13 protein-coding genes and 2 tRNA genes are annotated in these 12,736 nt (G+C 43.4%); 4 read left to right on the top strand and 11 right to left on the bottom strand.

Features of this window, described 5'->3' with window-relative positions; all coding sequences use genetic code 11:
• Nucleotides 1–975: 975 nt before the first annotated feature.
• The 3 genes from AR337_RS22185 to groES all read right to left on the bottom strand — a co-directional run bounded on the left by AR337_RS22185 (nucleotide 976) and on the right by groES (nucleotide 4,208).
• Nucleotides 976–1,563 (bottom strand): 50S ribosomal protein L25, encoded by a 588-nt coding sequence (locus AR337_RS22185; RefSeq protein WP_059174239.1) that lies wholly within the window; start codon nucleotides 1,561–1,563, stop codon nucleotides 976–978.
• 666 nt (nucleotides 1,564–2,229) lie between these two features.
• On the bottom strand, nucleotides 2,230–3,858 hold the full coding sequence (gene groL / locus AR337_RS22180; protein ID WP_059174238.1) for a chaperonin GroEL: 1,629 nt from the start codon (nucleotides 3,856–3,858) through the stop codon (nucleotides 2,230–2,232).
• Nucleotides 3,859–3,920: 62 nt separating this feature from the next.
• On the bottom strand, nucleotides 3,921–4,208 hold the full coding sequence (gene groES / locus AR337_RS22175) for a co-chaperone GroES (RefSeq protein ID WP_059174237.1): 288 nt from the start codon (nucleotides 4,206–4,208) through the stop codon (nucleotides 3,921–3,923).
• Between the two features lie 258 nt (nucleotides 4,209–4,466).
• Between groES and AR337_RS22170 the strand changes: the two genes are divergently transcribed.
• Complete coding sequence (locus AR337_RS22170) at nucleotides 4,467–5,201, top strand: CPBP family intramembrane glutamic endopeptidase (protein ID WP_059174236.1); 735 nt, start codon at nucleotides 4,467–4,469, stop codon at nucleotides 5,199–5,201.
• Nucleotides 5,198–5,398, top strand: a complete 201-nt coding sequence (locus AR337_RS22165; RefSeq protein WP_059174235.1) for a YdiK family protein — start codon at nucleotides 5,198–5,200, stop codon at nucleotides 5,396–5,398. Before AR337_RS22170 ends, AR337_RS22165 begins: the two co-directional genes overlap by 4 nt.
• 12 nt (nucleotides 5,399–5,410) lie before the next feature.
• Here the strand turns inward: AR337_RS22165 and AR337_RS22160 are convergent, their stop codons facing one another.
• Both AR337_RS22160 and moaC read right to left on the bottom strand, forming a co-directional pair.
• The gene (locus AR337_RS22160) at nucleotides 5,411–6,085 is read right to left on the bottom strand and encodes a redox-sensing transcriptional repressor Rex (protein WP_059174234.1); all 675 of its coding nucleotides are present in this window, start codon (nucleotides 6,083–6,085) and stop codon (nucleotides 5,411–5,413) included.
• 69 nt (nucleotides 6,086–6,154) lie between these two features.
• Nucleotides 6,155–6,649 (bottom strand): cyclic pyranopterin monophosphate synthase MoaC, encoded by a 495-nt coding sequence (gene moaC / locus AR337_RS22155; protein ID WP_059174233.1) that lies wholly within the window; start codon nucleotides 6,647–6,649, stop codon nucleotides 6,155–6,157.
• Nucleotides 6,650–6,995: 346 nt separating this feature from the next.
• Between moaC and AR337_RS23400 the strand changes: the two genes are divergently transcribed.
• Both AR337_RS23400 and AR337_RS22150 read left to right on the top strand, forming a co-directional pair.
• A complete protein-coding gene (locus tag AR337_RS23400) occupies nucleotides 6,996–7,166 on the top strand; it encodes a hypothetical protein (RefSeq protein ID WP_156424499.1) in 171 nt (56 codons plus the stop codon).
• 137 nt (nucleotides 7,167–7,303) lie between these two features.
• Nucleotides 7,304–9,220, top strand: a complete 1,917-nt coding sequence (locus AR337_RS22150) for an ABC-F family ATP-binding cassette domain-containing protein (RefSeq protein WP_059174232.1) — start codon at nucleotides 7,304–7,306, stop codon at nucleotides 9,218–9,220.
• A 216-nt stretch (nucleotides 9,221–9,436) separates the two neighbouring features.
• Here the strand turns inward: AR337_RS22150 and tsaD are convergent, their stop codons facing one another.
• The 6 genes from tsaD to AR337_RS22120 form a co-directional block, all read right to left on the bottom strand.
• Nucleotides 9,437–10,459, bottom strand: a complete 1,023-nt coding sequence (tsaD, locus tag AR337_RS22145) for a tRNA (adenosine(37)-N6)-threonylcarbamoyltransferase complex transferase subunit TsaD (RefSeq protein ID WP_059174231.1) — start codon at nucleotides 10,457–10,459, stop codon at nucleotides 9,437–9,439.
• On the bottom strand, nucleotides 10,456–10,926 hold the full coding sequence (gene rimI, locus AR337_RS22140; protein ID WP_059174230.1) for a ribosomal protein S18-alanine N-acetyltransferase: 471 nt from the start codon (nucleotides 10,924–10,926) through the stop codon (nucleotides 10,456–10,458). Before rimI ends, tsaD begins: the two co-directional genes overlap by 4 nt.
• Nucleotides 10,919–11,620: a tRNA (adenosine(37)-N6)-threonylcarbamoyltransferase complex dimerization subunit type 1 TsaB gene (gene tsaB, locus AR337_RS22135; RefSeq protein WP_059174229.1), complete on the bottom strand. Its 702-nt coding sequence runs from the start codon at nucleotides 11,618–11,620 to the stop codon at nucleotides 10,919–10,921. The genes rimI and tsaB overlap by 8 nt, the downstream gene beginning before the upstream one ends.
• Nucleotides 11,601–12,074, bottom strand: coding sequence for a tRNA (adenosine(37)-N6)-threonylcarbamoyltransferase complex ATPase subunit type 1 TsaE (gene tsaE / locus AR337_RS22130; RefSeq protein ID WP_059174228.1), 474 nt, complete (start codon nucleotides 12,072–12,074; stop codon nucleotides 11,601–11,603). The genes tsaB and tsaE overlap by 20 nt, the downstream gene beginning before the upstream one ends.
• Nucleotides 12,075–12,325: 251 nt before the next feature.
• Nucleotides 12,326–12,402: transfer RNA gene (locus tag AR337_RS22125), tRNA-Asp, on the bottom strand.
• 3 nt (nucleotides 12,403–12,405) lie between these two features.
• Nucleotides 12,406–12,479 (bottom strand) — tRNA-Met (locus tag AR337_RS22120).
• Between the last annotated feature and the right edge of the window lie 257 nt (nucleotides 12,480–12,736).

The raw sequence follows: 12,736 nt of genomic DNA, 5'->3' as shown, positions 1-12,736 counted from the left end.
CGAGAACCCTCGTGACTTCAGTCATGAGATGAATCGCCTTCGGATACGGTCTAGTGCTAATAAAAGGTGAGATATTGTACTGGATTAAGTATCCGACACGTCAGCCAAAATTTCGTATCGCTCAATATAGATGCTATAATATAACTAGAATTTGTTCTTTGAAAACTGAACATATAGGGTTGATGCAGGAAAAGCTCTGCATCGTCAAATGTTCAAGCAACAAGAACAAAAACCGTTACATGTAGCGATAGCCAAGCACATGTGATAGATTAAACGGGGTTTGCTTGGTTCCTCGTCAAACAGTTCACCTCTTAAAGAAGGTGATTAATTCGGTATGCCAACGGGCGTATATTGGGCTGTTGATACCAGAAGGCGATATTTGCCTTCACAAGCTCGTGACTTCAGTCATGAGTTGTTGACACGTTGATATAACAAGGTTTTAAAACCCTAATTACATCATGCCGCCCATATAGTTTCAATCTGTACTATAGTTAACCATAGTAGAACCAAACCGCTTAAAATCAACATTCTGCAGGTCCTATGTGTAATATCTTTAACCCGTATTTACTGTGATTTATTATATTTCGTTAGCAAAATGTTCGCGTCTTTTAAGGTTTCACATCTAAAATTTAAAGATGTTCTAGATATAGATACCGTTATTTCTTATACAGAATATTGGACAGAAGACTCGAATACCGTCTTACTTAAGTACAAGTACTCCTGAAATGAAATGATTGGTAGTATTGAGGTATTTTAAGTTCAATCAAGTAAATAAAGAAATCAAAGCAGTTATACCTAAAGTATTGCTGCTTTGATTTCTTTTACTGGAAAAACATTTCATTTAAAATGCTTTAAATGTATTGACATAGTTTTTCGGTTTATTTATAATTCTAAACGGTAATTTGAAATTTGCTAAGCTTGGCAGAGCATTAGCATAAGGGGCTATTTGTTGCAGAAAGAATTAAGACGAACTCTTTACACTTCAACTGCACTTATATCCTCTTCTTCCTCTGTAGTCTCTACATAGTCTATCATTATTATAGTTTCATCATTCTCATTATTGATTGTAAAGTTACTATAATCTTTTTTAAGATCTCCTACTCGTACAGTCCGACCGATTTCGAAATCAGTGATATCAACTTCAATATTATCAGGGATATTATTTGCTTTAGCAGTAATATTCAATTCGTGAAGAAACTGTTTCACTATTCCCCCGGCTTTCTCGCCATTCGATGTTCCCTTTAGAATTACATTCACTTTAGTGTCGATTTCAGTGTGCTGATTAACTTGAAGGAAGTCTACATGAATTACTTCTTTTGTGATAGCTTTATTTTGATAATCCCTTAAAATAACATTTGTTGATTTTCCATCAAGATTAAGAGATATTATGCTATTTCTACCAACAGCTTTTATCACTTTTAGTAAATCTGCGTTTTTAATAGAAATAGATTTTGTATCAATCTCCCTACCATAAACAACTGCAGGGATCTCTCCATTATTTTTCAATTTCCTCAAAGACCCTTTTTTAAAGTCTTTTCTTTCTTGAGCTACTAACGTATTCATTTTATTTCCACCTTTTTTTTATTTAAATCTTAGACTTTCATTTTTATTGAAATGTCTAAGAATTACCTTACTATTCAAGTATATCTAATCACTGTTATTATTTCATTGAAAAGGCCTATTCAAAATAATTTGTTCGATCAACCTAAAAAAGGCACGCATCAGTTTTATTAAATTGATGCGTCAACTTCACTAATTCAACCAAGTGAATAAAAGCGCAAATCAGTCCGTGCATCGAATGAACATCATCAAGTTTATAATAACCTTAAACAATCAACACGTGTTTGTCCTACGTATTTGCCTAATGGAAAAAGTATAAGTAAATATAGTGTAGACCGTAATTTTTTGCTGGAGGGCGGGTGGTAATTTCCGTACATCTCTTTTTTAACTAATCAGCTCCATAATTTAAATCCTGAATTAACCCCACACTCTTTACGACATACACTTACATCACTTCTTGAATAGGGCTGGTGTAGCACTTGAACAAATTATGAATAGACTTGGTCATTCCAAAAATGTCTACTCCACGCTACAAAAGAAATGAAAAAAGAGGCTTCCCAAAAGTTCAGTGAACTCATGGAAAACCTTTAATTTTTTTGTTACCTTTTATTACCCTTTATAGAAGATGAACTAGGGAAAACTTGATATATCAAGGGTTTTTAACCCGTTCTACATCATGCCGCCCATTCCGCCCATGCCCATGTCAGGCATGCCGCCGCCTTTGTTTTCCTCAGGCTTGTCGGCAACAACTGCTTCGGTTGTAAGGAACATAGCCGCAACGGATGCAGCGTTTTGAAGCGCGGAACGTGTTACCTTTGTAGGGTCTACGATACCAGCTTCAATCATGTTTACCCACTCGCCAGTAGCGGCGTTGAAGCCTGTGCCGATTTCTTCACGCTTGAGGCGCTCAACAATGACAGAGCCTTCAAGGCCTGCGTTTTGGACAATTGTACGAACAGGCTCTTCCATCGCGCGAAGAACGAGGTTAACGCCAGTTTGCTCATCGCCTTCAGCCTGTATTTCAGCCACCTTGCTGTATACATTCATTAGGGCAACTCCACCACCGGAAACGATACCTTCCTCAACAGCAGCGCGTGTTGAGTTCAAGGCGTCTTCGATGCGAAGCTTACGCTCTTTCAGTTCCGTTTCAGTTGCAGCGCCGACTTTGATGACAGCTACGCCGCCTGCCAATTTTGCAAGGCGCTCCTGAAGTTTTTCACGGTCGAATTCGGAAGTTGTTTCTTCCAGTTGGACGCGGATTTGGTTAACGCGTCCAGCGATTGCAGCAGAGTCTCCTGCGCCTTCAACGATTGTTGTGTTCTCTTTTGAAACAACAACCTTGGAAGCACGGCCAAGAGATTGGATTGTTGCGGATTTCAGGTCGCGGCCAAGCTCTTCCGTGATGACTTCCGCGCCTGTAAGTGCAGCGATGTCTTCAAGCATTGCTTTACGGCGGTCGCCGAAGCCAGGTGCCTTAACCGCTACAGCGTTGAATGTACCGCGAAGCTTGTTGACTACCAATGTAGCAAGCGCTTCACCTTCAACATCTTCAGCAATCAAAAGCAAAGGCTTGCCTTGCTGGACAACCTGCTCAAGGACAGGCAGGATTTCCTGGATGCTGGCGATTTTCTTGTCAGTGATCAAGATATAAGGGTTTTCAAGTACTGCTTCCATTTTATCTGAATCAGTTACCATGTATGGAGAAGCATATCCACGGTCAAATTGCATACCTTCTACTACATCGAGTTCAGTAGCAAAACCTTTGGATTCTTCAATTGTGATAACACCATCATTGCCAACGCGCTCCATTGCTTCTGCAATCAGTTGGCCGACCTCTTCATTGTCAGCGGAAATTGCAGCAACCTGGGCGATGGATTCTTTTCCTTCGATTGGCTTTGAAATTGCCTTCAATTCTTCAAGGGCAACTTTTGTTGCTTTCTCAATCCCTTTGCGAAGAACCATTGGATTCGCTCCAGCAGTTACGTTTTTCAAGCCTTCGCGGATCATTGCCTGCGCAAGGACAGTCGCAGTTGTTGTACCGTCACCGGCAACATCGTTTGTTTTGCTAGCCACTTCGGCAACAAGCTTCGCACCCATGTTTTCGAATGCATCTTCAAGTTCGATTTCTTTTGCGATTGTAACACCGTCATTAGTGATAAGCGGTGAACCGAATTTTTTCTCTAGAACAACGTTGCGCCCTCTAGGCCCAAGCGTAACTTTTACAGCATTAGCAAGTGCATCTACACCGCGAAGCATGGCGCGGCGTGCATCTTCACTGAACTTAATGTCTTTAGCCATTGTTTAAAAACCTCCTCAAGTCGTGTAAAATTGGTTATGTGTCCTGTTGCGCTAATTGGCAACTATTCGCCGATTACAGCGTGGATATCACTTTCACGAAGGATCAGGTATTCTGTCCCCTGGTACTTCACTTCTGTACCTGCATATTTTGAGAAGACAATGCGGTCACCAACAGAAACTTCAGGGGCTACACGCTCTCCGCTGTCGAGTACACGGCCGGAACCAACCGCAACAACTTTGCCCTCCTGCGGCTTTTCTTTAGCAGTGTCAGGCAAAACGATGCCGCTTGCAGTCTTTTCCTCTGACTCAACAAGCTCAATGATAATGCGATCACCAAGTGGTCTTAACAAATCAAACAACCTCCTCAAATGGTTTATGTAATCATCATTTATTAGCACTCTATCTCAATGAGTGCTAACACAATTATTATAATAATGAAAACCCACTTCTTTTGCAAGCGTGAAGCAAGATTTTTTTAAAGAAAAAATCAACCTTATGAGTATATCCGCTTTGGTAAAAGCTATGCATGAAGGTTTCCTGTTTGAAATATGTTTACCTTTGTGAGTAGAATGAAAAGTGACGCAAAAATTTTAAAGGAGTTTGCCATTTTGAAACGTGAATACGGTTGGATTCTCATTGTATATATCGCCATGCAGCTATCAAGCCTAGTAGGGGTACCGCTTTTGGCAGTCCTTCTCACCCGCATGGGGAAACCCATCCAGGAGGTGCAGCTGTACGCCTTAAACTACTGGCTTATAATCAGCTTCCTATTGGCTTTTCTTATTACGTTATTCCTCCTTCGCAAGGAAATGGCCGGCTCTCTTCAAAACAGGAACGCAGCCAATTTGCCAATGTCCATTATCTGGGCTGTGGGGGGAATCTTTCTCGCCTTTTTCGCCCAAGCGACCGCAGCCATGGTAGAACAGAAGCTTGGGATTGAGATGGGTTCGGATAATACTCGCTCCATCATGAGATTGATTGATAACTTCCCTGCGGTAATCATTATCAGCTCGATTATTGGCCCGATCCTTGAGGAAATTGTTTTCCGGAAGATTATCTTTGGCAGCCTTCATCGGCGCTTTAATTTCTTTATTTCCGCACTGATCAGTTCTGTCATTTTCGCAGCTGCGCACATGGAATTTGAACATATCCTTATTTATTCGGCAATTGGTTTCACATTCGCCTTTCTTTATGTTCAGACCAACCGGATCATAGTTCCGATAATTGCGCATGTTACCATGAACACGCTTGTCGTGCTGATGCAGAGTGTCTACCGTGAAGAGATTGAGAAATTCCTGCGTGAAGCAGAACAAATGCAGAATTTTATCGGAGGGTTTTTATGAGGCAATCACCATTGTTTTCCGGCATCGTGTACCTCTTGCTCGGACTATTGTTTACGTATTTTGCGGTAGAGAGCGTCAGGAACGAAGGCTGGGGATTCTTCGCCTATCTTTTAGTTATCTTGGCCACTTTCGATTTCGGGGCAGGTATAAGGATGATCGGCATTCATTTCAAGTTAAAAAAGACACAAAAAAAGTGAGCCAGCATAGGCTCACTTTTCTGTTTTTTCAGCTTCCTCTTCAGTAAAGTCCGTTCCGGGGTAGTTTTTCAGGAAGTATATCAATGACTGCAATTCAACCGCAAGGTCGATGTGATGGACTCTGATCGAACGCGGGACATTCAGCCTTGCCGGCGTGAAGTTCAATATTCCTTTTACATTCGTTTTAACTAGCCTGTCCGTAATTGGTTGGGCGACAGATGCGGGCACTGTTAAAATGGCGACGGTGATATTGTCCTTATTCAGGTACGACTCAAAGTCATCTAGATTATGAATGGGGACATCCCCGATTTTTGTCCCGACTTTGTCTGGGTCAACATCGAATGCTACCTCTATTTTTGTGTTGTTGTTTTTCAGGAAATTGTAGTTAAGAAAAGCAGTGCCCAGGTTCCCGACGCCGATTAAAGCTACCTTTGTAAGCTCATCCTGGTCAAGAGTTTTTCGGAAAAAACCAAGCAGGTAGTTGACGTTATACCCATACCCTTTCTTCCCAAGGGCCCCAAAATAGGAAAAATCCCTTCGGATCGTAGCCGAATCAACTTTAACCGCTTCACTTAACTCAGCAGATGACACCCTTTGTTTTCCCGAAGTATGCAAATTCTTTAAAAATCGGTAATATAACGGCAGCCTTTTGGCTGTTGCCTGCGGTATTTTCATCGTTTCATTCATCCATTGATCCCCTGCCCCTATTTAATATGGTTTTCTTCACAGGCTCCCTGGCCATTCGCGACTTACCAACTACTGCACTTCATCTTCCCTTTTAAAATCGCCATGCTTGCCCCCTGTTTTTTCAACCAAATAGGTTGGGCCGATCACCATACCCTTATCTACGGCTTTGCACATATCGTAGATGGTCAATGCGCATACCGAGGCGGCCGTGAGCGCTTCCATTTCTACTCCTGTATTTCCCTTCGTTTTTACCGAAGCTGCTATCAACAGCTTTTGCCCCTGCTGCCCCTCTTCCCAGCGGAACGCAATATCCACCCCTGTCAGAGGAATTGGATGGCACATCGGTATAATGTCCCATGTCTTCTTTGCAGCCATAACAGCCGCGACCTGGGCTACTGCAAGAACATCGCCTTTTTTCATTTTATTATTCGTGATTTTCTCATAAATTTCATGGTTTACGGTAATGCTTGAATGGGCAAGTGCCGTCCTGGCGGTTTCAGGCTTATCGCTAACATCGACCATCCTAGCCCTGCCCTCGTTATTAAAATGGGTAAATTCAGCCATAAATAAAATCTCCTTTCAAAAAAACCGATACACCCGTGCGAATCAACCCCGCTTTTCCTGAAAGGGATCTTTTCCGCATCATCAGCACTTGTGGAAAGGTACAAGTACAATTTCAGTGATTTTATAAAAATCATACACTATTTTGAGGAAATTGTGTATGACCTTTGTTCCATGTTTCACATATGTTGTCTCATTTTTAAGCTTTTCGCAATATAATATTAATCATTTTTTATGCAAATAGGCACCACCGAGTCCTTTACTCCACTTTTTAAAAGGGAGTATGAATCCCCTCAAGATTCAAGGATTCGAAGAAGTTAGTCCTTAAAGGTCCGATTGGCGAGCTACAGTGAAACTTGCCGCTACGCTTTTCAGCGGCTTAGTTGAACCAATCGGGTTCGTACTGCCGCTTGATCTCCGCCTTAGCGGAGATACTAGCGGCAGTAGAACGGGGCTAACCATCAGCGGAAACCCGCCGCTGATGGAAGGTTCACTTTATCCCACTCTTAAAGGACAGTAAGCCCTAAAGGGCAACTGTCCCTAAAGGTCCGATTGGTTCACCTAACCATCAGCGGAAACCCGCCGCTGATGGAAGGTTCACTTTATTGCCGAGCAACCTCTTATGCGTTACACTCAAGTAGTAATGGGGTGAAAATCATGATTCTACTACAAGTGAATCAACTTGAAAAATACTACGGTGCCGATCTTATTTTATCAAATATAAAGCTTGAACTTCAAAACCGTGACCGAGTTGCCCTTGTTGGCAGAAACGGTGCAGGGAAGTCAACGCTTCTAAAAATTATCGCTGGCCACATCGGCCATGACGGCGGAGAAATTATGAAGCCGAAGGATGTTACAATCGGCTATCTCGCACAAAACACCGGTCTTGAATCAACATTGTCCATTTGGGATGAGATGCTAAAGGTTTTTGAGCCTGTCCGTCAGTTGGAAATCTCACTTCGGGAACTCGAGAGGCAAATGGCTGATCCGTCTGTCTTTGAGGATACTGTCAAATATGACAGGGTATTAAAAGAATACGATACTTTGCAGGTCCGATATAAGGATATGGGCGGTTATCAGTATGAAGCGGACATTCGTTCCGTCCTTCATGGACTTAACTTCCATACCTTTGATTACTCAACCAGTATTTCAAGCCTTAGTGGCGGCCAAAAAACACGACTTGCCCTCGGAAAGCTGCTGCTTGGAAAGCCAGATATCCTGATTTTGGACGAGCCGACCAACCATTTGGATATTGAAACGTTATCATGGCTTGAACAATACTTGCAAAATTACCATGGTGCCATCCTGATTGTATCCCATGACCGCTACTTCCTTGATAAAGTCGTAAATCAAGTATATGAACTATCAAGGCGTCAAATTCAAAGGTTTATCGGCAATTACAGCTCCTATCTTATCCAAAAGGCGGAGCATTTTGAACGTGATATGAAGCAGTTCGAAAAACAGCAAGATGAGGTGGCGAAGCTCCAGGATTTCATCCAGCGCAATCTCGCCCGCGCCTCCACTACAAAGCGGGCCCAAAGTAGAAGGAAAAAGCTTGAGAAAATGGATTTGATGGACCGTCCAGCCGGTGATGAAAAATCCGCCACTTTCTCTTTTGAAATCGAGCGGCAAAGCGGGAATGATGTTTTGCAAGTAGATGATTTGAAAATTGGCTATGAAACAACGGTTGCTGGAAATATCTTTTTTTCCATCACAAAAGGGGACAGCATCGCCCTCGTTGGCCCTAATGGCGTCGGCAAATCAACATTGTTGAAAACTATTATTAAAACCCTCCCCGCACAATCCGGTACAGTCCGCTACGGAACAAACGTATCAATTGGCTATTACGACCAAGAACAGGCTAACCTGAAATCAAATAAACGAGTTTTGAATGAGTTGTGGGACGATTACCCTTTGAAAAATGAAAAAGAAATCCGTACGGTCCTCGGCAATTTCCTTTTCTCGGGAGATGACGTCCTACAGCCCGTCTCCACCTTGAGCGGCGGGGAAAAGGCCCGGCTCGCACTGGCCAAATTAATGCTTCAAAAAGCAAACTTCCTCATACTTGACGAGCCGACCAACCACCTTGATCTGGACAGCAAGGAAGTGCTCGAAAATGCACTTATTGATTATCCTGGAACCATCCTGTTCGTCTCCCATGATCGCTATTTTATCAACAGGATTGCCACAAAAGTTCTGGAATTGAAAACTGATGGATGCACCGAGTTCCTTGGCGACTATGACTATTTCCTTGAAAAAAAACAGGAAATAGCAGAGCTTGCCGCATTAGAAAAGGCAGCCGCTGCTACTTCACTTGAGGTTCCAGATGCTAAAAATACTTTCCAACAGGACAAAGAAGCAAAAAAGCTTGAACGCCAGAGAATACGGAAGCTGGAAGACATTGAGAAACGGATTGAGGAGCTCGAAACACTCATAGAAGGAAATGAAACCCTCCTATGTAATCCGGAGGTTTATCAAGACCATGAAAGGGTACTAATTATTAACAGTGAAAATGACGAAGCCCGCTCGGAATTGGACCAGTTGATGGAACATTGGGCGGAATTAGCCGAATAAGCGCAGGGCTTCCTGCGCTTTTCCACATTTTTATTCACAAATAAATCGCTGGTATATCAGTTATCAACGGACTTATCCACTTTATCCACAGAAGAACGGATTGTTATCCACATAACTAACAAGAACACCCGTGCTTATCCACAAGCCTTCCAAAATCAGAAAATATTTTATCCACAAAAAAGAAGGGCTGCGTATTCTTTCCGCAGCCCTTCTTTTTTAATTGTATTTTTCTATTGCCAGTCCAGGATTGGCGTTTAAATCCAAGCCAGCCCTTATGCCCTTTTCAAACATGACGCTGCCCGCAGCAGCAATCATGGCTGCATTGTCCGTGCAAAGAGACAGCGGTGGAATCACCAGCTCCACCTTATCGTTTCTGCTAAACGTATCCTCAAGTGCCTTCCTAAGGCCTCTGTTGGCTGCCACCCCTCCAGCCAACAGTACTTGTTTGACGCCGTATTCGCTAGCCGCCCGTATCGTTTTTTCGACGAGGACCTCAATCACACTTTCCTGAAAGCTTGCAGCCAAGTCTTCAGGGGCAATTGCCTCTCCGCGTTGTTCGGCATTGTGGACCGTATTGATGACCGCTGATTTCAATCCGCTAAAGCTGAAATCATAAGAGCCTTGTTCAAGCCATGCTCTTGGCAAGGGGATGTTTGCTTTCCCTTCCTGGGCAAGCCGATCAATATGAGGACCCCCTGGATACGGCATGTTCAGTACCCTGGCCACTTTATCGTATGCCTCTCCAGCGGCATCATCGCGCGTCTCGCCTATAACTTCAAAATGTCCGTGTTCCTTCATGAAAACAAGCTCGGTATGACCACCGGATACAACTAGAGCCAAAAGCGGAAACTTCATTTCGGTCATCAGCCTATTTGCGTATATATGGCCGGCGATATGATGGACAGGAACAAGTGGTTTTTGATGAGAAAATGCTAGAGCCTTTGCCGCATTCACACCTATCAGCAGAGCTCCAACCAGGCCGGGGCCCTCTGTAACTGCGATTGCGTCAATCTCTTCCATTGTTGTCTCAGCTCGCTTTAATGCCTCCTCTAAAACGAGAGTCATTTCCTCGACATGGTGCCGGGAAGCAATTTCAGGAACAACCCCGCCGAATCTCTTATGGCTTTCTATCTGTGATGCCACTACATTGGCGGCTATTTCCATTCCGTCCTTAACAATGGCCACCGCTGTTTCATCGCAGCTTGTCTCTATTCCCAAAATCATTTGGCTTTTTTTCATAGTTTCACCCACATAACAATTCCGTCTTCCTGGTTGTCGGTATAATATTTTTTCCGAATGCCACCTTCTTGGAAACCCAGCTTCCTATATAGCGAACGCGCGGGAGTATTGGAAACTCTCACCTCAAGTGTTGCCGTTTCGGCACCCATTTCCTTGGACACTTCCATGACTTTCTTCAATAATTCTTCCCCAAGCTTTCTCCCCCGGTACTGCGGAAGAATGGCAATATTGGTAATATGCGCTTCGTCCAAGACGACCCAAACACCGCCATAGCCGATAATTTGATCGCCTTCTTCGAGAACGATGTATACAGCATATTGATTATGATGCAATTCGTTGGAGAATGCTTCCCTGCTCCAAGGAAGGGTAAACGATTCTTTTTCAACGATTAATATTTGGTCAATGTCCTCATCCCGCATAAAACGGAAAGTATATGTCCCACTGCTCCCTGCCGCCGAGTTACTCATGTGATCGACTCCTTGACTTGAGCCAATTTGCTTCCGCTTCAGCAAGCCGGATATAATTCGGGACGAATGAGTGGACTTCAGCATTAGGCTTGTCCTTCCCTAGGAAAGCCAGCTCGGATGGCCTTGGATTCATTTCGGAAGGAGCAGCAAAGACGGCCTTGCCTCCTATTATGCGTTCAATCGTTTCTTTATGGAGGGAGACATCATTGCCGATAAACAACGTTTTTTCCGTTAAGCCGGAAATTTTAGATGCCCAATCATCCAGCAAGACAAGCTGATCTTCTTCAATAGAGACAATCCGGCTGTTTTCAAATTTGTATAGCCCGGTATATACCTGCCCCCTTCGCGCATCGAAAATAGGGGAAATATAACCTTGAAAGTAACGTCCCGACATTGCCATAACCTCTAGGCTTGAAACACCCGATAGGGGGATGCCCAGCGTCCAAGCCATCGTTTTTGCGATTGTTACGCCAATCCTAACACCTGTATAGGAGCCTGGCCCTTCAGCCACTACTATTTTATTCAAATCGGCCGGATTAATTTCCGCTTCCTTCATGGCAGATTCAATGGCAGGCATAATTCTTAATGAATGGTTTCTTTTTAAATTGGTGATGTATTCAGCGACCACTTTATCCCCATCGATGACTGCAACACCGAGCGGATAATTAGACGTGTCAATTGCCAAGATTCTCATAAAAAAACTCCTTACATAATTGCTCGTACCGACCGCCTTTTGGTTCAAAAGCAATCCTTCTGCTGCTCCCATTCGGTTCATGGTATAAATGAATAGTGAGACGTTCCTTGGGTAGCTGTTCTCCAATTAAGTGTGCCCATTCTACAACTGTAACACCTTCACCTTCAAAATACTCATCAAAGCCAAGGTCCTCATTTTCATCGGTAACCCTATAGACATCCATATGATACAAAGGTAACCTACCGTGATATTCTTTTATGATTGTAAAAGTAGGACTGCTGACCATTCTCTTAATACCGAGACCAAGAGCCAGTCCCTTTGTGAAGGTGGTTTTTCCAGCCCCAAGGTCGCCTTCTAAAGTAAGTACATCACCTGGCTTCAGCAGCCTGCCAAGCCTTTCGGCAAAAGATAGTGTTTCCTCTGTTGATTCAGATTTATATTCAAATGGTTTCATTCAATCACCTTTTTAAAAGGATTTGCAAAAAACCTTAGGATCGCTCCTAAGGATTTCTTCTACAACATGTAGTTTACATGATTTTGGGAGATTGAGCAAAAAAGCCTGTATTTTGGTGGGTTACAAATTCAGGTCTGAATTTCATCCTACCCCTTTATGTACGTTTCTTCGTTCATTTTCTTAATTATCTCCGTAAAACAAAAAAAAACGAAACCAAGTTTCGTATTTTGATTTTAAACTATGAAACTAAATGGCGGTCCGGACGGGACTCGAACCCGCGACCTCCTGCGTGACAGGCAGGCATTCTAACCAACTGAACTACCGGACCAAATTGCGGGGGCAGGATTTGAACCTGCGACCTTCGGGTTATGAGCCCGACGAGCTACCGAACTGCTCCACCCCGCGACGATAATAAATATTCTACTCATTCTATGCCCATAGTCACATGGACTGTCCCGGTCTCAGAAAGCTTAATCAAGCAGCAGCTCGACCGGTACAACTCGCAGTTTATTCAGTGAAGTAAACGCTTGTTGCTCCACCCCGCGACGATAAAAGCGTCAAAAATTTTGACGAGTATAAATTGGTATAGCCCGGCAGTGTCCTACTCTCACAGGGGCAAGGCCCCAACTACCATCGGCGCTGAGAAGCTTAACTTCCGTGTT

This window comes from Bacillus sp. FJAT-27445, assembly GCF_001510665.1.
Taxonomy (GTDB): domain Bacteria; phylum Bacillota; class Bacilli; order Bacillales; family Cytobacillaceae; genus Bacillus_D.
The sequence above is the reverse complement of the archived record's forward strand: the minus strand, read 5'-3'. Positions and strand labels throughout refer to the sequence as shown.